Raw genomic sequence first — 22727 nt, 5'->3', positions numbered from 1 at the left:
GTAGTATATAACTAAAACTCCTCTTCGCGATTTTTGCACACTGAAGAGGAGTTTCCTTGAAAATGAAAGTTAGAGTTTAAATGTATGTTGTATAAGCATTGCCACTTCATACGCATCTAAATTTGTATTGTTGATGCGAAGATAATTTTTCTTTTTAACCTCGCCTTCATAAGAGTTTAACCTATACTTTTCCATTGATGTTCTTACGTCGTTTTCCGACCATACTAGATTTCGTTTAGAAGGCTTGTGTTCAAGACGATGAGGTGTAGTATTTCTCTGCAGTCTTGTGTTTAGATCAGATTCAAGTTCGACAAAATAGACCTCTGCTCCCTCCTTCTCAAACACCTGGCACACACCTTCAACAAACTCCCAATCTTCTTTATAATTAAACGCCCACACATATGTAAAAATCATTCCATACTGATCACTCTTAGCAAAAGTTCGAAAAATCTCTGAACGAAACAAGTTCACTAATCTTTTCCCTTCCTCAGAACCGTAATCAAAAAATGGTGTAACAAGATCAATCGTCATGTGATTATGAAAAAGCTTTAATTTTGTAACCTTCTCTAATTCATGTCCCACTGTCATCTTCCCAACAGCTTGTGGACCAAATAATAAAACGAGTTTCATCCCTACACCTCTACCTGTTAAATTGTTTATCCTATGCTACTATAAAAAGGAAAATAATTCTATAAACAAACCGAATTACCAACACAAAAACCCAACAAAAATAAAAAGGAAGACCAATAACGAACCATGGCCTTCTTCATATTATGATTGCAGATATGCAATAACAACTTCTTTAAATCTTTCTGCTTCCTCGTAATGAGGAGTATGACCACTTTCTTCAAAGATAAAGGTTTCTCCGTTAATAGCATCTCTTTCGAACACCTCAAAATGTTTTTCACACGTGCAAGCATCATATTTTCCAACAATTAATAACATTGGATTTTTCACATATTGAATCTCATTCAGTAAAGAATCAAATATCTTGCCTTCTTCTCTTAATACGTTGTAGTGATGCTCTGACCGATCGTAGAATACGTCCCACTCATCCTCAGAATAAAAAGAATAGTAGTCTGTGGGATTATTATGATTATGACGATAGATCTCCATCCGGTGCTCACCTAACTCATCACTCAACTTCATATATTCTTCTGTTAGTTCGCGTATCGAATAATTCTCCCCTTCAGCTAGCAACAAACCTTTCTCGTAAAGTTCGTATTTGCCGTACTTTTTTAATAATTGTGCAGTCTTTTTAATAAGACTTCGAGATGTTCGTTCAAAATCAAAAGTGGGTCCCTCGAAAATTACTTTTTCTATAGAATCAGGATGCTGTCGTACATAAGCTAGTGCTAAAAAGCCACCAAATGAATGACCGATGAGTGACCACTTTTTTATATGTAAATGTTCTCTAAGAGCTTCACAGTCATCAATCAAATCTTGAAAGCCAAAGGGTTCTCCTTTCTTAATGTTCTCCGAACGACAAACTCCCCTTTGGTCTATTAAAATTAGATGGAAATGCTTTCCTAATCTTTCAGCTTGATGGAAGGAAAAATCGTGACACCCTTCCCCAGGACCACCATGAAGATAAAGTATGGCTGGTTTATCAAGATCACCATAACGTTCTACATATAACTTTTTGCCTCTAATTTCAATTTCTTGACCGTTAAGTTGCTGAATCATTATTCATCGCCTTTCGTTTTTTTCATGAAGTTCTTATTGTTTACTAGATTGATAGTACAAGTGAAGCAAATCTTCAACAGGAATGTTATCGATCTTCATACCCGTAATATCGCTTTTCTCAATTTCAACATGTTTAAGATCACAATTTACTAGTTTTGAACCCGTTAGGTCGCATCTTTCGAACGTAAGAGGACTAGCTTTATCACCAAGATTCGAATCTTTAAATCGCGCGCCACCTAACGTCACATAAATGAATTCACTTTCTGATAAGTTCAAATCCGCAAACATCGTGTTTCTATAGTTAATATTCTGAAACTTAGAATGACTTAAATTGCAATTACTCATATGTATATGACTTACATTACTATTGCTTACCGAACTGCCTTCCATGGTAACGTGGTAATATTCAGAATGACTTAGATCAGAGTTTTCAAATTGCTGATGAGAAAAGTTTTGATTTTTTATCACACTCTCAAGCTGAACCGGCTGCTTAATATGTTTTACAAAGCAATACTCTTCTTCACCTTCAAAGGTCGCAACATAACCCATCTTTTTATAAAAGTGATGGTTATTAAGCTGTCTGCTCGACGTTTCAAGATCCCAAACTCTTACGTATGGAAATTCTTTTTCAATTGAGTTAATAACTGAAGAACCAATCCCTTTACCTTGATAATCTGGATCGATAAAAATTCGATCAATTCTGCCGTATGCCTTTCCTGAGAGGGTGGCTATGATTCCTCCAACAAGTATGCCATCGTACATAACTTTGAAATATTCTAATTCTCTAATCATATACGTGGTCATTTCAATAGATGTGTATCCTGGTGGCTGGATATTGAAATCAATGGTGTCTCGATTCGAAAGCCATTTTTCTGCTTCGTAATCAAACGTTTTTTTCATAATGGCTGTTAACTGTACTGCATCGCTTATTGCTGCTTTTACAAGTGTAGTCTGATATAACATGTAAGCGTTCTCCTTTTTATGTATAAACAATTTATTATTTCTTAAAAGTCAGTCCTCTTTCTTGAAGTGCAGCTAGGAGCTGTCCCATCGCTTTTGGACCTATTCCGTGTAATTTCTTAAGATCTGATTCCCTCCAATCTGTTAGTTGCTCGATTGAAGATATGCCTGCAGATGTCAAAGCTCTTTCAGCGGGTTTTCCTAATCTTGATGGTAGGTTTGTGTTTTGCATATTTTCACCTTTTTGACGAAAATTAATGTTTGGTGATCAGATTATTGTTTTTATGAACTTCATAGCTACCTCTTGAAGCAATATACATACTAACCAACCGCTAATACCTAATACTAAGCAGGTGATTAATGAGAAGGAGTGATTTAAAGAAATATAAACAATCACTAATAAAACGGCAGTCGCCGGAAACCCCCATAACACGCCAAGGGCAAATTTGCTTAACGTTTTGGTTGGCTCTCCTTGTACATAAAGCCAGATAATGCTTAATAAACTTACAAGTGGAAGAGCCGCCACGATTCCGCCAAAACTAGGAAACCTCCTAGCAATTTCGGTAACTGCTGCAATAACTCCTGCAGAAATTAGGATTTTCATAATTACATACATGATTTCGCACGCTCACTTAGCAGTTTAAAGGCTTTCGTGATTAACTCTCTTTCAACTTCGTCCATTTGACTGAAAATATGATTCAACTTTTCTTCATCTAAACTCGTATTCTCATGAAGTACCTTTTTCCCAATATCCGTTAATCGAAGAATAACTTTTCGTTCATCCTCCCGATCGCGTTTCTTTTTTATGTAATTCTTCTGAATCATCCGCTTCACATGCTCAGAAGCCGTATTGTGAGAGATATTAAGATTATTTGCTACATCATTTACAACTACTCTTTCTTTTTTATCAATTAACTGCAGAATTCGTACCATCTGATGCGTTATTTTCTCACCATGTGGATAATGCAAATGAAAGTAGATGTCTGTCCAATATTGATTTAATTTTGACGAACTAGGCATAATTAGCACCTCTTTTTTATCGTATACTAGGATTATATCTTATAACACGATATAAAAGAAGAGTTATATTATTCCGATAAAAGATAACACTCCAAAAATAAAGATAATAAAAAAAAGACCGATCCCACTGAAAGCTGTAGAACGCCAGAATCCTTTCGTACTAATTAAAGCGGTAATAAATGCTAAAATCACTCCTGCTAAAAGGATGGTAAAACCAATCTCGCTTAATCGGTTCTCAATGACGAATTGTAATATCAGTAACGTGGTTAAAAGAATTACTATTGAAGCAACGCCCATGTGCTTTCTCATTAATCAGGCTCCTTTCGTTTAAATTCAAAATTGAAAAAACTAATAACAAACTGGTAAACTAGAAATATGCAGGATCATTAAAATTTAATTTTTCAGGTGATTTCTTGGGAAGGGAGAAAGTAAAATTGAAAATAGACCGTTCTATTAAATATAGAAAGTTACCTGAGCGTTATAAGACGCATTTAAATGTAATGTATCATGTCAAACATAGCATATTTGGTTTTACTTTTATTTTGTTGGATATAATCTCCCTCATTTTTATAGTTCAGGCACCTCACCAACCCACCTTTTGGATTACCATTCCGCTGGTCGTAATCATTAATGTTTGGTCACTTACGATATTACTTAGAAATACTGAAAACATGATACTTGAACCCATACTTTATACAGCATGCTTAGGCGTTGTTGGTTCATTATGTAATTTCGTGGTTGTCCAAAAATTTTACTATCTTATTTTTAAATTCTCCTCTCCTCTTTTCTTCATTATATGTTTATTGATTTTTTCCTTATTTGTTGCACAACAGATTTGGTACCAAGTCAAAAAATTTTCGAACGTACATAGTAATTTTGGAGAAGAAAAACTAAATCCTAAAAGAGATTACTTTATAATGATTCTTTTTGGCATTGGTTATATTATTTACGCGTATTTTGCCAGAAGTTATCCTATACTTACCATCGCATATCCCCTGACTATTTTTTCATTTTTCTGTTTGTTTTTTGCTTACTTATCGGTAAAGTTCTTCCACAAGTATTTCTTCATGAAAACAAACATGAAGTATGTTCCTTTACCAAAACAATTAAGGAAACAAATAAAAGCTAAAAAAGTTATGATGTAGGTCAAATATTCAAGTGATTATACTAAGTTAATAATAATCATCCTGTTCACTCAATTATAAAAAGTGTTGCATACGCAACACTTAATAATAAAGAGTTGAAATATTGGATTCATACATACAAAATATTTAAGATTCAATAAGTCGCAAGTATTTAGTAAAGTAAGCACCTAACAATAAAAGAACGACCGATGCCCCCAGCTCCATATCCTAAGAAAATCAAACCAGTATGCTAAAAGATTCACTACAGCGATCAAGAAAAAACAGATTGATGTTAAAGCTATTCTCAAACCTGTAATCCCCTGATTTCGTCTTTGACGTATGACGTATGTAATGAAGAATATCAATGTTACGAGGACAAGGACTGACAAAATTGATTCCATCTTTACTTCCCTCTTATTTGTTTTCTACTTCATATGACGATTTATGAAGCTGATTTGTTTCATTTTTTTCCAATTTTTATGAGTATCTAGAAAGCAGTTTTTACAACTTTTTGTGGGTGCCTTTATTCTAGGAATTGTCGTTCTGTAATTAGGTGCTGCTCATTTTTTAGGAAGGAAGGGATTACAACATGCACTTATTAATTCTTCTAGGATTATTATTAGGCGTATAATACTTAATGCTCAATCTTCTATTAATGGAGCTTTCAGCAGAAAATTAGGTACGTATGAAGCTGCGTTTTTAACCTTTTTCTCAGGTGCACTCCTGTTAGCCATTCTTATTCTTTTCTTTGGTGAAGGTAACATTTTAAAGGTCTTTGAAGCGCCTAAGTGGCAGCTTGTTCCCTTCACTTGGGAACGCATGCTCGCGATCCTTTTGATGTTCATTGCACTTCGTTTTATATATATCGGTAATAAAAAACAAAGGAATGAAACGGAGCGATTATAAGCTACGTAAGCGTTTGTATCACATTTCTATCACATAAACCTCACAGAACGTTCACAAAACCTTTGTGTAAAGTGTCTTAAGGTGTTCTATTATTTGAACTGGGAATTCATTTAGTGCTTTAATAGAAATGGATTTAAGGTTACACTATATGGATAATATAGAGAGAGAATTATTGTGAAGATGGTGTCTTATAGTATGGAAAAAACGTTGAAAGTAGAAAAACAAAAATGGTCAGCGATTCTGTCACAAACTGTGAAAACGGGAATCATTAAGTCTAACCTCGTTCCTATGTTTGCCGGGCTTACGCTGGCATTATATACGTACGATATCGATCCTGGCACTAAGTTGCTTGATGTTGTATTCGCATTGATCGGAACAATTTTAGTAATAGGTGCTGCTGGTACGTTAAATAATGTATATGACCGCGATATTGATGCGATCATGGAAAGAACGAAGAGCCGACCTACGGTTACAGGTGAGATTGATACGAAATTTGCTATAACACTCGCTGGCATTATGGCTGTACTTGGTATTGTTGCTCTTGCCTTCACAACACCGCTTGCGGCACTATTAGGTTTCTTAGGTCTTTTCTTTTATGTCGTTCCCTATACGATGTGGACGAAACGAAGAACGATCTATAACACGGAAGTAGGCAGTATTTCAGGTGCGATGCCTCCCCTTATCGGTTGGGCAGCAATGACTGGAACACTTGCACACCCCGCGATTGCAGCACTGTTCATCATCCAGGTCATTTGGCAGATGCCTCACTTCTATGCCATCGCCATTCGCCGACATGATGAATATAAGGCGGCTCGAATACCGATGCTTCCGGTTGTAAAAGGGGTTAAAAGAACGTATACACAAACCAACATCTATCTTGTGTTACTGAGCTTAACGAGCTTCTTGTTCCTACCATTAAGCCTAGGCTTAACGTTAGTGGCACTTCTTATGAATGTTGGATGGCTCGTGTTAAGTATCTATGGCTATAAGAAAAACAAGGATTCTGAGAAATGGGCAAAGCTTCTCTTCATCTATTCTCTAATCCATATGACAATTCTGTTTTCAACAGTGATCGTCTACTCGTTAGTTGGTATTTTTATATTAAATTAGAAAAAGGTTCGGGATAATTCCGAACCTTTTTCATTTGTAGGCCCTCTTATTTTGACTGAGCAGTAAGTGCTTGGCAACGACCGTTAGAGTCGAACGGTGTCGAGGATTGTAAACTCGAGGATAAACAGCATAAACTTTTTGATTCAGGATCAAAACTCGTGGATAAACTGCATAAACTTTTGGATTCAGAATCAAAACTCGTGGATTCATTTATCTCCACTATCATAAAAGCCTGCTCAAACTATCGGAGCAGGCTTTTTCTCTACTATTTATTAATGTGCTGTATCCATACGATCTACATGTGCCAAATGTTTGTAGTTCCAACCGATGAAAACGATAGATAAGAATACAAATCCAGCAGCTACATAAAACGGTAGATGTGGATTAAAGATCTCAGCAAGTTTTGCCGCCATGTAAGGAGATATTGCAGCTCCTAAAAATCGAAGAAAACTATATGCTGCTGACGCAGTCGAACGTTCAACAGGTGCCGCTTCCATCACAGCTGTTGTAATTAAGGTATTCGTATTGCCCAAGATTGCCCCAGCAAAAACGATCGCAGAAATGATCACCGATTGAGTTGAAGTAAATAGTCCCATGATTACAAGGTCGGCTACAAACAGCAAAAGCATAATTGCCATAGATTTTACCGTTCCGAACGTCCTTTCAAGCTTTGGTGCCATGAATACAGAGGTGATCGCTAGCAACGTCCCCCAACCTAGGAACACATAACCTAATCCCTTCGGATGTAATCCTAAAACAAAGGGCGCGTAAGCCATGATTGTAAAAAATCCAATGTTATATAGTGCAGCAACAATCCCTAGTACCAGAAGTGAGCGATGTTTCATAGCTTTAAACGGTGCAGATAAAGGCGTCCGTTTCTTCTTCACCACTGTCTGTACATTTGGTTTAGGCATCAAAATCATAAGGATCATGAATGCAAGAATCATGAGAGTCGAAACTCCTAAAAAAGGAGACCTCCATGAAATACTACCTAACGTCCCACCCAGTAAAGGTCCGATTGAGATTCCTAAACCTACGGCTGCCTCATATAAAATAATTGCTTTAGCAGTTCCACTGCTTGAAAGAGATACGATCGCAGCTAGTGCTGTTGCTACAAATAGTGCATTTCCTAGTCCCCACCCTGCGCGGAGTCCCACTAATGTCCAGATGTTATCAGCAAAACCTCCTAGCGCAGATACTGTCGCTATAATAAATACCCCAGTCAATAATGTACCTTTATTTCCGAGTCTAGATGAAACCGTACTTGTTATAAGCATGGCAAAAGCCATCACTGCATTATAACTCGTATAAAGTAACGTCACTTCACTTGGTGATGCTTGAAGATTTTCCGCGATAGATGGTAAAACTGGGTTTACTAAACCCATTCCCATGAAAGCTGTTATACAAGCGAAAAAAACAGCCCATACGGAGATCGGCTGATGAAATAAACTTTGTTTATCGAGAGAAACTCCTGAAACTTTAGCTCCACCAACACTTTGTGTGTTTGTTGACATTCTCACATCTCCTTTATATTTTATTACCTCTGCAACTTATTGTATAATACAACTATATAATTGTATATTACAACTACTTGGCTGTCAAATTATGATTCAGTTGTTGAATCGTGCATGTATCGGTTATCATGTTGATAGAGTTTTGTATACAAAGGTGGCAAAAACGATGAAAAATTCCATACTCGAAAAGATCGAACTTGAGATGGCTGTTCTTGTAAGGCGCGTCACTTCGATCACATCCAAAAACAAAATCGGTAATCTAGACAGATCAGCCTACCTCCTTCTACACCAATTGTCTGTTCATGGACCTCTTGGTGTAAAGACGCTTGCTGAAAACTTGCAGCTCGATACATCAACCGTTAGTCGACAAGCTGCATCACTTGAGAAAAAGGGATATGTGTATAAAGTTCCTGACCATGTAGATCGCCGAGCTTACTTCCTACAACTAACAAAATCAGGTACAGAAGATTTTAATGAGTATAAAAAAGCTCGACTTGATCGTTTTGAAGTACTTACAGATGATTGGACAGATGAAGAACGAGAGCAGTTTGGTCATTTGCTGAAAAAATTCAATAAGGCTATTTTAGAAAAATAAACCCCGCTAAATTTTGATTAGCGGGGTTTTCCTTATCTTATTTATTTTTGGTCATAGAGATATATTTCTTAACCACTTCAAATACATAATCTTGATTCGCAGCTGCTGTTGTAGGATCATATTGACCGCCATTTGTCTTATTGTTTGAAAGCACGCGGATGCCGAGGAATGGCACATCATACGCTTTAGAAATTTGTGCAGCTGATGCTCCTTCCATCTCTTCCACAGAAGTTCCAAAGTTCTCATGGAACCATTTGATACGATCAACTTCATTATTCCAAACGTCTGCAGAACCGATCGTACCCTCTACAACTTTCCCTTTTGAATACTTATCTTTTACAGCATGAGCAGCTTTTAAGAGCGTTGCATCGCCTTCAAAATAACGTGCTTTTTCTGCATTCGGATCTTCACCGGCACTTCCTTCTGATGCCATGAGGTCCATTGGAATCCATGATGTAGGGTGAATTCCTTCGTTTGATTCTTTGTGAGGTGTCTTTAAAGAACCCAGATTAACCGTTCTTTTTCCTAGAACGATGTCAAAAACGTTTAAGCTCGGATCATGTCCACCAGATGTTCCTTGATTAATGATGGCTAGAGGTTTATATTTTTCAATTGCAATAGCTGTAGCTGCTGCTGTATTTTCCATCCCCTTACCTGTTTTTGCAACAATAACCGGATAGTTATTTAGTGTCCCTTTATAAAAAACAAAGTTTCCAGACTTTTCTTCTTTTACGTTCTTTAGTCGTTTTGCAAAATTCTCAGCCTCGATCGGCATCGGCCCTTGAATGATGATCGGTCGTTTTGCTTTTTCTTTGCTAGATGCTGTTTGGTTGAAATCGAATCCAGCTAACGCGGATAAAAATAAAACCGCTGCAATTGCTAATAATCCGCATTTTTTCATTGAATATTACCCTCCAGATGTCACGGATTACTCCAATATACTCAATAAAAATAGCCTAGAGAATGTAGATTTGTTCTACCTCTAGACCACCAGAGTTAAAGTATCTTTAAACAAAGTAATCGTGCTAAATGAAGAGCTGATGTACTTATTCTTCAAAAGTTTAACTACTCAACCTGATACTTCAACTCGTAGTCCAGTTCTTTCATTGGGAACCGGGTAGAAACACTCAGACCATATTACCGAGCATATACGAGTAATTCGTTTTTATGTATGTTACTTTGTTAATATAACAATAATAGTTTTTATTTTCAACATAAAACTTAACATTAAATTATATTTATAGTTTAATGTTCGGATTTTAAATGTATTTCATCACCTTTTAACAAAGAATAGATGAATAGATCATCAAATTTGCCGCATGTGTATTCATAATGTCTTAACAATCCTTCTTTAAAAAAACCAATCTTCTCTACTAAACTCTTTGATGAAATATTATTGGGCTCTATTAGTGCTTCGATTCGTTCCAATTCCATGTGTTCAAATCCATATGTTACAACTGCTTTTAAGGCTTCTCGAGCAATACCTTTACCCCAATATTCTTTATTCAGTTCAAATCCTACTTCTGTTCGAAAATGCTTAGCGTTTCTATTCAGAAATCCGCAGCTTCCGATTACTCTATCGGAATCCTTTAATGTGATTCCCCATCGAATCCCTGTTTGTTCTTTTAATATAGAATGATACCACTCTATTTCTTCATAAACCGATTCAACCGTTTGATAAGGTTCGAGGCCCATATGTTTTACAACTTCAGAGTCCGATAGATAAGAAAACATATCCTTCGCATCATTATGAGTTACCTTTCTTAAGATCAAACGGTTCGTTTCAATTATAGGATGATCACTCATTTCATTCATTTCCTTTCTTTAACGAATTGTCACAGAAATCAACTTTCTTAGTTCCCCATTCAAACGGTTCTTCATTTCTTCCAACTCATCTTGAGACGGTCTTATTTTATCAGAGAACATCTCTTCTTTATCTACCCACCATACAGGACCTTTAACGGGTGAGTCGTTTTCTCTTCGCGGAAACAAATGCCAGTGAAGATGAGAATCACCATTTCCTAATAATTCATAGTTTAATTTTTCAGCGTAAAATGCGTTATAAACCGCTTCAGCTACTATACTCATCTCATGTAAGAACGTCTTCTTCACTTCTGACTCTAAAAAATGCAGTTCGGTCTTATGTTGTTTGGAAAGAAAAAGTGTATAACCTTTAAAATATTGATGATCTCCTATCACGACGAAACCAGTCTCTAATTCCGCTACGAAATATGGATTGGTACCCTTTTGAATCATGTCGATTCGTTCACATATTAAACAATCTGTATGAGTCATTCTTATGACCTCCTCCTTCAACCTTTATAGTTTAGCATTATTTTCCTTTTGGTGGTCTCTATTCTTTAATCGTGTATGTAGTTCCCATAGTGCCGTTTTGTTGCTATCCCATTTCAACGCACTAAGAGCATCTTCATAGCTAACCCACTTGTAAATAGAGTGTTCTTTGGAAAGATTTAGTTTCTGATCAATGACTTCTATACCAAAAGTATATTCTGGAATGACGAGAACATCTTCTCCCCAGAGAAAGTGGCCAACAATGTGTTCGACAGGCAATGAAGTTACCGTATCTAATGGGATTAACCTACAGTCTTCATCTAGACCTGTTTCTTCAAAAGCTTCTCTTCTAGCAGTCTGTTCAGGATTTTCTTCATTTTCCCCGCCACCTGCAATACCTTGCCAATATTTCATATCAGAACGTTTTAAAATAGCATACTCTACACCATTCTCACTACATATAAAAGGGATAACCAGAACCTGGTAAGGCGCTCTCATTGAATTTTTTTCCTTTCTTACTGTTCTTATTTTGTAACACTTACAAGCGGTAATTCCTTCTAAACTAGGCTATTATAATAATACACTTATTTTTGTTGGGGGCTTTATTTTGGAAATGAATCTTTTACAAGAAGCAGTAGCATTCATCACATCCTGTTATCAGGAGTTAAATAAAACACAGAGCGAAATAGATGATCGGATTTCTGAAATAGCAAAAGAAATTCAAATAGATGGTACATATAAACACTTAGCTTTTGAAATTGATTATGGTGCGAAAGTAGCGTGGCGCAACAGCAATCGCTGTATTGGGAGATTATTTTGGGACCAGATGCATACGTTCGATCGGAGACATGTTGAAACAGAAGAAGAAATTTTTAGGGTAATCATAGATCACATGAATTATGCGACTAACCATGGACGAATTCGGCCAACGATAACCATTTTCCCTCCGCAAACAAAGACACACCATGTGCGCATATGGAATCATCAGTTGATTCGTTATGCGGGCTATCAAATGGAGAATGGTGTGATTGGAGACCCCTCTTCTATTGAATTTACAGAAAAATGCATAGAACTCGGTTGGGAACCAAAATACGGAAATTTTGATATCTTGCCCATTGTAATTCAAGTAAACGATAATCGTCCTAGGTTATTTGAACTTCCACAGTCTTCAACTTTAGAAGTGGAGCTCCGTCACCCTGAGTTTGAATGGTTTAAAGATCTAGAGCTAAAATGGTACGGTGTTCCCTTCATATCCGATATGGCTTTAGAGATAGGCGGACTTCGTTACACAGCAGCTCCATTCAATGGCTGGTATATGGGGACTGAAATCGGTGCTCGAAATCTAGCGGATGAAGAGCGATACAACATGCTTCCAAAGATTGCTTCATGCATGGGTATAGATACAAAAAGCTCAATCTCTTTATGGAAAGATAAGGCACTTGTCGAACTGAACATCGCTGTATTGCATTCATTCCGAGAAGATGGTGTTAGTATCGTAGATCATCATACGGCAGCTCAACAGTTCAAAAAATTTGAAGAGAAAGAATCAGAGAATGGCAGGAATGTTACAGGTAACTGGGCTTGGCTCATTCCACCAATGAGTCCTGCAACAACACACATCTTTCATAAGCCATACAACAATGAAATTGTGAAACCCAATTATTTTTACCAAGATAAACCTTATTCAAAAGATATATAGGCACTTCATCAAAACGTTCAGAGCGTGTTTTCTGGACGTTTTTTCATATGATCTTCTTTTACTCAATATAATAGCGTATAAGATTTAGGTTCTCCGAAAGGAGCTGTTACGATGTCGATCAAACCGCAGCAATTACAGCAAGGCGACACCATTGGAATTGTTACATTAGGTAGCCCACTCGAAGCAAATATCATCAATCAAGGAATCACAATGTTAGAGAATATGGGTTTTCAGGTGCTCGTGGGAGATTATGTATACGCAACGAATGGTTTTTTGTCAGGAACACCACAGCAACGAGCTTCAGATTTGATGAAGATGTTTCAGAACAAACAGGTAAAGTTGATCCTTCCAACACGAGGTGGTGTGGGAGTAGCAAGCATCCTTCCCTATCTCGATTATAATATAATCAGAACCAACCCAAAGATCATCTCAGGGTACAGTGATGTTACCATCTTAATCAATGTTCTATATCAACTTGCAGATCTCGTTACGTTCCAAAGTCTGATGCTTCTAGATTTCCGTTCAAGTACCCCATCCTATAATTTTAACCAGTTTTTTAACAGCATCACACGAACAACTGCACCATGGCAGATTATGAATCCTCCAGATATCCCGCTTATAAGTAAAGTTCCAGGCAATGTTACAGGGGTTATAGTGGGTGGAAATCTTACATCATTAGTCGATAGTTTAGGAACCTCTTATGAAATAGACACAAAGGGAAAAATACTATTTCTTGAAGATACACACGAGCCGGTAAATACCGTTTTTCGATATTTGAATCATTTAAAGCTCGCTGGTAAATTTGATGATTGTATCGGAATCATTATAGGAGAATGCACACAATGTCAGCCTGCATATGGTAAGACGTTTGAAAATGTAATCGATGAATTCATCGTTCCACTAGGAAAGCCATTGTTGGTAAACCTTGCAAGTTCGCATGGCTTCTATAAAGCAGCGGTTCCACTCGGTGTTAACGTGAACATGAATACATACAACCGTTCACTGACCGTAATTGAACCGGCAGTAAGGCCCTAAAAGATAAAATTCAAGTTCATTTTCTGCTCTCACGAATATCAAATCCGTAAAAAATTAAAAAGAGGTTGACCTTTGTGCACTTAATAAATGGTGTGCAGGTCAATCTCTTTTTGATGAGGCTGTTAATAGGTTACTAGAGAAGCACAATCCAAACCGATGACAAGTGTTCGGCGGACTGGACCTCCTGAACTGTCAACATAAAAGGCTAATACGGTGCAACCTGAATTTTGATCGATTCTTACAAGTGTAAAAATGGTCGGGCAGCCGCTTCCAGGGATGCAGAGAGGCGAACCGTTTATGAGTACAATTACACCGTTCGACACTTGATTTGGTAAAAGAATAATGGTCAGTTCCGTTGTTTCCCCACCTACAATTGTCACTGATCCTGAGAACAATCTATAACCATTCTGTGCAACTGTAATGGTATACACACCTGCTGCTAATCTTACGAAACTAAAGCTTCCATCTGCTCCTGTTACCGTTTCGAAAGTTGACACACCTTCCCGCAAAATTACGGTTGCTCCAGAAACTGGAAGTCTAGTAAATGCATTGATGACTATTCCTTGTAGTGAACCAAATACAGAGCCTGAACTCAGTTCAAAATTCACCGTTAAGTCATCCCCTGGCAACGCGGTTACGGTTTGTGTAGAATCCTCGTATCCAGGTGCTGATCCAGTGACGGTAAGTGTACCTGCCGGCAAATATCCAATAACATAGTTTCCATTTGGTCCGGTTGCCCCACGGCCAACTAGTAGTCCATTTTCATCAAAAACAGACACCACGGCATTTATGACTGGGAACGCTGCAAGAATGACGGCTTGATCTGCTGAAGGAACTGCTTGTATGCCCAAAACATCGCTGCCCATACCGAGAACTTCCTGTAAAAGTAAATTGGTATCGGATGTGACGCTTCCCCTAATGGTTACAGGATTTCCATCGAGCTGATAATCAGCGGTTGTTACGGCTCCAGCGGTAACAGTTATAGATCTTGCATTGCTGGCATAGCGAGTGGCTGTTGCCCGAACGGAATACGTTCCTGGTGCCAATCCCGTTACAGAATAATTACCACCTTCATCTGCTACATCACTCGTGATCGGCTCACTATTGCTGTTAAAAATAAATACGACAGCACCAGGTATCGCAAGACCCGTTTCTCGATCAGTCACCCTTCCCGCGATGGTGCCAGGATTGCCGATCAACACAAAGTTTATGGTTGCTGTATCTCCAGGCGCGACTGTAAACGATTGAAGTGACTGCTGAAAGTCTGTATTGAGCGCAACAATGGTATAAGATCCTGCATCGATCTGACTGATAAAATATCGGCCATCTATATCTGTTTGAACCTGAACGACTACGGAAGCTCCATCCTTCGCAAGAGAGATGAGTGTATCTGCCAGTGGTTGACCACCTTCGTCCGTTACCCTTCCCCGAACGGCTGAAATTTGTGAGAGCATCACTAAGTCCTGAATCCTCACTTGATTGCTGAGTACTTCTTCACTCGCTTCTGCTGTTCCAAAACCTAGTGCGTTTGCAACAATGGTATATACCCCTGGTGGAAGATTGCTCACCAGATATCTGCCCTCGTTATTCGTTACGGTTACCGCTATAACAGGACCGGCAACACCAAACGCACGGACTTCTATAGATGTGTTTGGTATCGGTTGACCTGTAGTAAGACTTGTGACGTTTCCGGCTAAGCTTCCTGGATCCGGATTTAACGCTACGTTGTCTACTGTCGTATCATTCGCTAAGATAATTACTCCAGATAAGTTTGAACTAAAGTTTATGGCTGTTACATTCACCTGATAGCGTCCTGTTGCCAAACCAGAGACCGAGTACTGTCCGTTATCAGCAGACAGTAAGGAAATGACGGTACTTTGTGTGCTGTCAATGACTCGGATAGATGCTCCCGGGATCGGATTGCCTGTGAGCTGGTTTAAAATAACACCGGTTAGATTTCCTGGTTCTGATACTAACTCTAGACGCGTTTCCGTAATTTGACCATCTTGAACGATTACTCCTTTTGTTGTGCTTCCGAATCCTGTTTTTGAAGCAGATACATTTAGCGATCCTAACGCTAGATTCGTAATGAAGAACTGTCCATTGCTGTCTGTTATCCCCGTTGCAACTACGATGTTGGCGATATCTGTTACTGTTATTCTCGCTCCATTAATCGGGTTTCCAGTTTCTCTTTCAACAACAGTTCCGCGTACAGCTCCAAATGCAGATGATAGATTAATAATTACTTGTGTTACTTGATCAGCTACAACTATAACAGGTACTGTTTTTGCTTGATATCCTTGTGCGGTAATGTTGAGCAAATATTCACCCGGCTGCACATCAAGGAACGCAAATTCTCCTGCGTTATTTGTGATAAGCGTCCTGATGATCACACCGTTTGTATCTGTCAGTTTTATAGAAATTTGATGATTTATGATCGGATTTCCAGCCGCATCCACAACCGAACCTTGTATATCTCCTTTAATGGCAGATATAAGAATTGAAGCATTTGTTGTCTGATTGCTTGTGACAATTGCTCCAACGGTGTTAGGCGCGAATCCGAATTTATCAGCACTTATCGTATACGTATTCGGAGCTAAACCAGTAATCAGATATGCGCCCTCTGAATTGGTCGTAGTCGTACGGACAATGATTCCGATAGAATTGATCACGCTAAGTACAGCACCTAAAACGGGATCACCTGTCTCTGCGTTCCGAATAACACCTTGCACATTGCCTGGATTTGGTTCAAGTGTGAAGTTTACATTCGACCGGATTTCCCCTGGTCTAAGTGTAATTCCACCGTTGACGTTTGCATATAAAGGAGCTGTAACAACAAGTGTGTACGTACCTTCCGCAAGGTTAGATATTTCATACGTTCCGTCTGCGCTTGATGTAGCTGTTCCAGCAACTACCCCGTTTAAGTTTACAATTTTTATCGTAGCATCTATGATCGGATCACCCGAAGTGCTTCGAACGGTTCCCCGAATGGTTGCGGGGTTTGGAATGAGAGCGATATTCGTAATCGTGGTCTGTTCCGCTAAAACGGTGGCTCCAGTAGAGTTACGCGCATAATTGACCGCAGTCGCCACAACGTTATACGTGTCAGGCGGAAGACTCGTCACAACATAGTTTCCGAGGCTGTCTGTTATTGCCCTCGCGATTGGATCTGTATCAGATGTACGGAAGACTAAGACGACACTTCCTACAAGCGGTCCATTTGTTTGGGCATCTGTAATCTTTCCAGCAATGGTGCCTAAAATACGATTTAAAGTAATGTTTACAGAAGCTGTTATCCCAGGTCCAGCTGTAAATGTTATTTCTTCTCTTTGATATCGAGGATCTACAGCTACTAACCTGTATTGTCCCGCTGAAAAACCATTGATAAAGTAACTTCCAGTTGGATCTGTTAGTACAGAAGAGATGAGAACACCGGTGTTGGTAAACAAACGAATCAGTACATTAGATAGAACATCCCCTGAATCTTCATCCGTAACAATACCTGTAACAGCACCTGGACTGTTTGTAAGCAGAATGTTTAAAGTCGATGTCTGATTTGGCTGAACAACGGTAGATGCTGTTTCTGAGCCATAATCTTGTAAAGACGCCACGATGGTAAACGAGTTTGGTGAAAGTGCTGCGAACACATATTGCCCGTCACTGTTTGTAAGCGTCGTTCCGACAATTGGACCGGCTGCGGAAAGCTGTCTAGCGATAACCGATACACCCGCTAGCGGTTGACCACTCTGCCTGTCACTGATTACACCGGAAATGGCACCTGGTACAGGAGACAGTGCAAAGCTCAGTACACTCGTCGTACTAGGTAGAATGGTGAAGCTTGCTAGATTTGTAGTGTATCCGTCTGCCGTTGCTGTTGCACGATACGATCCTGGATTAAGATCAGGAACCAAGAATTGACCAAATTGATCGGCTACAGCAGTCGTAATGACTGCACCCGTATCCGTAGAAACAATAACAATGGTTCCGGGTATCGGATTACCCGTTATAACATCAGTAACAAATCCGCTTAACGATCCAGGTGTTGGTGACAAACGCAATGTAATGTTTTTCGTTTCATTCGGGTTAAGAAATAATGTGGCCGTATTCGATCCAAAGTTATCTGCAGATGTGCTGATGATCGCATTTCCTGGAGGAAGGTTTGAGATTGTAAATTCTCCGTTACTGCCGCTAACAGAACGACTGATAAAGATTCCGTTTACGGTCGTGACCAAGATGACAGAACCTGGTATCGGTGCACCAGAATTGGCATTGACCACTTGACCATTTACAGTAGCTGGCAATAATGTCAAAGGTACAGTCACTTGCACGTTTATTCCTGCAACTACATCGACTGGAACCGTATTTGCACTGTATGTGTCTGCGGTAACGTTAATAAAATACCTGCCTGGACTTAAACCCAAGATGATGAATGTGCCATCCGGATTGGCAAGAAATGATCGAAGCAGCTGGCCTGATGCATGCAGAAGACGGATTTGAATGTTATTTCCCGTAACCGGAAATCCGTCCTGGTCAACGACCTGGCCTGAAACGTCTCCAACGATGCTTGATAGCCGAATATTAGCACCTGCCGTTTGGTTGCTTGTGACGATAGCACCTGTTGTTACCGTGGAAAAGTTATCTTTGTTCCCCGTAACCGTATAGCTGCCTGGTGCAAGATTGCTTACAATATAATTTCCTGCAGGCGATGTTACAACAGATCCTATGAATGCACCATTTGTAGTTCGCACAATGATTGTCACACCACTAAGTGGATTTCCGTTTTCATCGGTCACCTGACCGGCAATCGCGCCCGGATTTGGTGTCAGCTGATAATTCGCTCCGGAAATAACGAGTCCTGGCGTTGTCGTGACCCCTGCTATAAGCGATGAAAAGTTCTCAGCTGTTATACTAACCTGAAAAGTTCCAGGAGGCAGGTTTCCGATGGAATAGTTGCCGTTGCTGTCAGTTGTTCCTATGCCAATAATCGTTTCGTTCGCATCCAAAATTTGCACGATTGCATCTTTTATCGGTGTACCAGATGTACTCCTAATCTGTCCCGAAACAGAGGCAGGATTAGGCTGAAGGTTTAGTGAAACAGCAGAGGTCTGACCCGCAAAAACACTCACTCCGGCAACGGCTGTCTGGTAACTTGCTAGTGACGCTGTTATCGTATATTGTCCAGGTGCAACTGAATCGAAACGAAACACGCCTCCAGGAGCGGTTGTTGCAGAACTGATTAAAATGTTATCCGCTGTAAAAAGCTGAATCGTTCCGCCTCCAAAAGCAGGTGTTATCTGACCTTCAATCGTTCCCGGATTTGGCGGCAAATCCACATTGCATATCGTGATTAAGTTCGGCTGTACGATGGCACCTGTTAGGTTTGTCTGAAATCCGGTTGCTGAAACGACCACATTATAAGACCCTGGCGCTAAACCAGTGATTAAATAGTTGCCTTCTGCGTCAGAAATGGTCGTCAATATGGTTAATCCGTTCGGATCCGTAATTCTTATCGTAGCGCCGTTGATTGGTCCACCAGATCCTGTCACATTTCCAGAAATACTGCCTGGTGACGGTGCAAGTGCAATATTCGTTGTCTCTGTCTCTCCAGCTGTTAATAAAACCGTTGCCGTATTCGTCTGAAAACCAGCAGCACTAACCACTACCGCATATGTGCCTGTTGCTAAATTTGAAACGGTATAATTTCCGCTTGGATCAGTGAATGCTGAAGCAATCGTCGTTCCGTTAAGATTTAGAATTCTTATCTCAATAGAAGCTCCTGTAATGGGGGTTCCTGTCACACTGTTAAAAACAGTTCCATTTATCGCTGCAGGATTAGGCGCAAGATTAAACGAAACATTTGTTGTTTGGTTAGAATTGATAATTGCTCCTAGCGCCAATGTTTGATAGTTGTCTTGAGAAGCTGTTACAGCGTACGTTCCTGGGACTAAGTTTGTAACCGTATACCTGCCCTGGTCGTCAGCAACCGTTCTTGACACAACGGTTCCCGAACCACTCTCTCTCACCACAATCGTAGCTCCGGCAAGTGGCGTGCCATTCGTTACGACGAGTCCTGTCAACGTTCCTGGATTAGGCTGAAGCTGCACTTGAATAGATGTCGTATTATTTTCTTGTATGATAACTCCCGTCGTATTACTCGAAAAGTCTGGCGCCGTAACAACTTGCGTGTATGAACCTGGAATTAAGTTATTGATCGTATAGAAGCCATTAGCATCTGTGACGGTAGATCCTACAAGAATGTTATTTTGGTAGAGTTCTACAACGGCACCTGAAATAGGTGAGCCCACGTTGGACGTCACTGTACCAGTAACTAACCCTACGATTCTTGATAAACTTGCTGAGACTGTTGTCGTTGTATCAGATTGAATGGTTGCCCCAACTATAACCGTACCGTAGCCATTAACAGAAAACGTAATAGAATAAACCCCCGGAGGCAGCTGTTCAACGACATACTCTCCTCCTCCATTAGAGGAAGTTTGTGCGATTATAATCCCGCTCGAATTGATCACACGAATACTAGCTCCAGAAAGAGGCGCATTCGTCCCTGCATCCCGAACAATACCCGTTAGTATGCCGGTATTAGGCGGAAGCGCTGCATTCAGCGTAGTCGTTTGTCCTGCTGTTAACGTTGTACCTAGAAGCTGTGTGCCAAAGCTTGCTGCAGAAAAACGGACACGGTACGTGCCACCTGCGAGATTGTTCAAGGAATAAAGTCCCGCACCATTAGTCGTCGTACTTGCAATAACGATCCCCGTTTCATTTAAAACTTCAACGATTGCACCAGAAATCGTACCGCCGTTTGTATCGGTTACAGTTCCTGAGATTCCAGCTGGATTAATAGCCAACGTAAAATCAGCTGTCTCCGTTTCATTGGGAGCAAGATCAATTCCTCTTGATGCAGATTGAAAGTTCGTTGCCGTTACACTGACCGTATAGTGTCCAGGAATAACTCCAGAAATGCTGTATTGACCTAGAGCATCGGTCGTTGCAGTGGCTACTTCTACACCCGAAGTGTCCGTCAGTCTAACAACCGCATTTTGCAAAGGACCGAATCCTGTCCCAACAACTGTCCCGTTTACTGTTGCTGGAAGTGGATTTAAGAGCAGTTCAACTCGGCTGATATTGCCGCTTGTAACAGTAGCACCGCGTACGGCCGTAGCATAGTTAGGATAAGAGAATGTCACTGTATAAGAACCCGGAATCAATCCTGTAAAACTATATTCTCCATTTCCATTTGTTGTTGTAATACCAATCGTTGTAACACCTTGTTGAAGAAGAACAGATACACCCGTTAATGGCAATCCTGTTGAACCGTCTTTTACACTTCCCACGATACCGCCGGTAGTTTGAACAGAAATCACCGTTGTTGCCGCAGATACCGGCAATGTCTTACCTGTGAAGTTATCAATTCCGCTTGTTGTTGCCGTCTCGAGCGTCCTAGATCCTGCAGTTGTAAAGATACCGGTTACCGAAAATGTTAACGTTGTTTGCGTCCCGGCAGCCAAATTCCCAACGTTCCAGCTAAGTGTTCGCGAAACAGAATCATAAACGGCATTCCCGCTTCCCACATTAATCAGTGTAAAATTCGAGATTAGATCGAGACCTAGAACATCGCGTACAAATACAGTGGTTGCCGCACTTTTACCAGAATTGGAAAGGGTAATCCTAGCCGTATATGTGGCAGATTCCCCAGCCAAGATGGTGGTAGGTCCTGAGATCAGCTGTTTAGAAACGGCTAGTTTTGCTTGGACATTCACCTCTTCAGGCGTTATAGGGTTGGAAAGGGCATTCTGAAATTGAAAACCTTCGGAGGTTCGAAGAGAATCTTTATTGTAGTTGTTGGCATTTGCTGAAGTGAAGGATATTAGTTGAAGAGGACTGCTTGCGTTGATTCCTAAAAAAGAAAACAAAACGCTAACAGGAAGAAAGAAGTCTAAAAAGAAATCCGGGTTTCCGCCTAAGCTCGAATCAGCTGGCGTTACCCTTGCATAATCAAAGTTCACGATCGGTTGTGAAAAGTTTGGTGCACCTTGCCCGTTCGTACCTTCTGCCTGATCTGTCCACGAGTTAAACTGAACAATCGTATTTTGGATAAGCTCGAGTCTTTGCAGATTTCCGTTAACCGTCAAAAGCCAGTTATATGTCCCTGGCACACCTGTTGTGTTAATCAAAACACCCCAAGCAAAGTTACGAAAAGCCGTTAAGGCATTATTTCTCGGATCATCGTTCAAACGAATTCTAAAATAAACATTTGTGCTATCATACGCAACATAAAATGAGGGAAATTGCGCATTACCAACAAGGTCTGTGGTTGCTGGAGATTCATCACCTACAACATCAAAATAAGGTTGTCCACCGACACTAAGTGGGGTAAATTGAATATTACTTGGAAATGGCATATATAAATTTTTTACACTCCTTAAATTTATCTATTGGCAATTTTTATAGTGAAGTAGTTATGGGAGCATGTGTATGTGAATACCAATGCTCGCACGCCAAGTAAGAAAGATGTTCAGGACACAGGCCACACATCAATCTAACCATTAAATACAACAAATTTTGAGAAAAGAGCCTTATATGTTATAAATATTCACGATTTGTCTGATTTGGCACGTTAGGAGTCTATTTTTCAAGAAAATAGTGATGTAGTTTTATAGCTTGATTCTAAAGTTATATCAGCGACTTTTGGATTATATCGGCGACTTTTCGTTTTTATCGGCAACTTTCCGCCTTTATCGGCAACTTCACAAAAATTAACAATACTTCTA

General features: G+C 39.7%; 19 protein-coding genes, 1 pseudogene and 1 riboswitch. Of the genes and pseudogenes, 6 read left to right on the top strand and 14 right to left on the bottom strand.

What is annotated here, in order from left to right; genetic code table 11:
• Positions 1–69: 69 nt before the first annotated feature.
• The 7 genes from ACOZ9X_RS07820 to ACOZ9X_RS07790 all read right to left on the bottom strand — a co-directional run bounded on the left by ACOZ9X_RS07820 (position 70) and on the right by ACOZ9X_RS07790 (position 3975).
• A complete protein-coding gene (locus ACOZ9X_RS07820) occupies positions 70–630 on the bottom strand; it encodes an AAA family ATPase (protein WP_423417687.1) in 561 nt (186 codons plus the stop codon).
• 141 nt (positions 631–771) lie between these two features.
• Positions 772–1686: an alpha/beta fold hydrolase gene (locus ACOZ9X_RS07815; RefSeq protein ID WP_423417686.1), complete on the bottom strand. Its 915-nt coding sequence runs from the start codon at positions 1684–1686 to the stop codon at positions 772–774.
• Between the two features lie 33 nt (positions 1687–1719).
• On the bottom strand, positions 1720–2649 hold the full coding sequence (locus ACOZ9X_RS07810) for a GNAT family N-acetyltransferase (protein WP_423417685.1): 930 nt from the start codon (positions 2647–2649) through the stop codon (positions 1720–1722).
• Between the two features lie 34 nt (positions 2650–2683).
• Entirely contained in the window at positions 2684–2878 is a 195-nt protein-coding gene (locus ACOZ9X_RS07805; RefSeq protein WP_423417684.1) for a DNA-binding protein, read from the bottom strand.
• Positions 2879–2914: 36 nt separating this feature from the next.
• Positions 2915–3262: a DUF3147 family protein gene (locus ACOZ9X_RS07800; protein WP_423417683.1), complete on the bottom strand. Its 348-nt coding sequence runs from the start codon at positions 3260–3262 to the stop codon at positions 2915–2917.
• Positions 3253–3666, bottom strand: a complete 414-nt coding sequence (locus ACOZ9X_RS07795; protein WP_423417682.1) for a MarR family winged helix-turn-helix transcriptional regulator — start codon at positions 3664–3666, stop codon at positions 3253–3255. The genes ACOZ9X_RS07800 and ACOZ9X_RS07795 overlap by 10 nt, the downstream gene beginning before the upstream one ends.
• Positions 3667–3729: 63 nt before the next feature.
• Complete coding sequence (locus ACOZ9X_RS07790; RefSeq protein WP_423417681.1) at positions 3730–3975, bottom strand: hypothetical protein; 246 nt, start codon at positions 3973–3975, stop codon at positions 3730–3732.
• A 125-nt stretch (positions 3976–4100) separates the two neighbouring features.
• Here ACOZ9X_RS07790 and ACOZ9X_RS07785 point away from each other — a divergent pair, with 125 nt between their 5' ends.
• The gene (locus tag ACOZ9X_RS07785) at positions 4101–4811 is read left to right on the top strand and encodes a hypothetical protein (protein WP_423417680.1); all 711 of its coding nucleotides are present in this window, start codon (positions 4101–4103) and stop codon (positions 4809–4811) included.
• A gap of 126 nt (positions 4812–4937) precedes the next feature.
• Here the strand turns inward: ACOZ9X_RS07785 and ACOZ9X_RS07780 are convergent.
• Positions 4938–5191, bottom strand: a pseudogene (locus tag ACOZ9X_RS07780) (hypothetical protein).
• Between the two features lie 196 nt (positions 5192–5387).
• Between ACOZ9X_RS07780 and ACOZ9X_RS07775 the strand changes: the two are divergent.
• Positions 5388–5696: a DMT family transporter gene (locus tag ACOZ9X_RS07775; protein ID WP_423418246.1), complete on the top strand. Its 309-nt coding sequence runs from the start codon at positions 5388–5390 to the stop codon at positions 5694–5696.
• Between the two features lie 195 nt (positions 5697–5891).
• Positions 5892–6806, top strand: a complete 915-nt coding sequence (gene cyoE, locus ACOZ9X_RS07770; protein WP_423417679.1) for a heme o synthase — start codon at positions 5892–5894, stop codon at positions 6804–6806.
• Positions 6807–7078: 272 nt separating this feature from the next.
• Here cyoE and ACOZ9X_RS07765 read toward each other — a convergent pair whose 3' ends face one another.
• Complete coding sequence (locus tag ACOZ9X_RS07765) at positions 7079–8320, bottom strand: MFS transporter (protein ID WP_423417678.1); 1242 nt, start codon at positions 8318–8320, stop codon at positions 7079–7081.
• Positions 8321–8486: 166 nt separating this feature from the next.
• On the opposite strand from ACOZ9X_RS07765, the gene ACOZ9X_RS07760 reads away from it, so the two are divergent.
• Entirely contained in the window at positions 8487–8915 is a 429-nt protein-coding gene (locus ACOZ9X_RS07760) for a MarR family winged helix-turn-helix transcriptional regulator (protein WP_423417677.1), read from the top strand.
• A 37-nt stretch (positions 8916–8952) separates the two neighbouring features.
• Here the strand turns inward: ACOZ9X_RS07760 and ACOZ9X_RS07755 are convergent, their stop codons facing one another.
• From ACOZ9X_RS07755 to ACOZ9X_RS07740, 4 genes are all read right to left on the bottom strand, one after another.
• Positions 8953–9816 (bottom strand): 5'-methylthioadenosine/S-adenosylhomocysteine nucleosidase, encoded by an 864-nt coding sequence (locus ACOZ9X_RS07755; RefSeq protein ID WP_423417676.1) that lies wholly within the window; start codon positions 9814–9816, stop codon positions 8953–8955.
• 169 nt (positions 9817–9985) lie between these two features.
• Positions 9986–10089, bottom strand: a riboswitch (purine riboswitch).
• Between the two features lie 71 nt (positions 10090–10160).
• On the bottom strand, positions 10161–10721 hold the full coding sequence (locus tag ACOZ9X_RS07750) for a GNAT family N-acetyltransferase (protein ID WP_423417675.1): 561 nt from the start codon (positions 10719–10721) through the stop codon (positions 10161–10163).
• A gap of 18 nt (positions 10722–10739) precedes the next feature.
• Positions 10740–11210 carry an HIT family protein gene (locus tag ACOZ9X_RS07745; protein WP_423417674.1) on the bottom strand — a complete coding sequence of 157 codons (471 nt, stop codon included), beginning with the start codon at positions 11208–11210 and terminating at the stop codon, positions 10740–10742.
• Positions 11211–11234: 24 nt separating this feature from the next.
• The gene (locus ACOZ9X_RS07740; protein ID WP_423417673.1) at positions 11235–11705 is read right to left on the bottom strand and encodes an NUDIX hydrolase; all 471 of its coding nucleotides are present in this window, start codon (positions 11703–11705) and stop codon (positions 11235–11237) included.
• 115 nt (positions 11706–11820) lie between these two features.
• Between ACOZ9X_RS07740 and ACOZ9X_RS07735 the strand changes: the two genes are divergently transcribed.
• Both ACOZ9X_RS07735 and ACOZ9X_RS07730 read left to right on the top strand, forming a co-directional pair.
• On the top strand, positions 11821–12906 hold the full coding sequence (locus tag ACOZ9X_RS07735) for a nitric oxide synthase oxygenase (RefSeq protein WP_423418245.1): 1086 nt from the start codon (positions 11821–11823) through the stop codon (positions 12904–12906).
• Between the two features lie 111 nt (positions 12907–13017).
• Entirely contained in the window at positions 13018–13941 is a 924-nt protein-coding gene (locus ACOZ9X_RS07730) for a S66 peptidase family protein (protein ID WP_423417672.1), read from the top strand.
• Between the two features lie 122 nt (positions 13942–14063).
• Here ACOZ9X_RS07730 and ACOZ9X_RS07725 read toward each other — a convergent pair whose 3' ends face one another.
• Complete coding sequence (locus ACOZ9X_RS07725; RefSeq protein ID WP_423417671.1) at positions 14064–22358, bottom strand: carboxypeptidase regulatory-like domain-containing protein; 8295 nt, start codon at positions 22356–22358, stop codon at positions 14064–14066.
• Between the last annotated feature and the right edge of the window lie 369 nt (positions 22359–22727).

The organism is Fictibacillus nanhaiensis, assembly GCF_049537595.1.
GTDB lineage: Bacteria > Bacillota > Bacilli > Bacillales > Fictibacillaceae > Fictibacillus > Fictibacillus nanhaiensis_F.
Note: the sequence above shows the minus strand (reverse complement) of the source record. Positions and strands in the feature narration are given on the sequence as shown.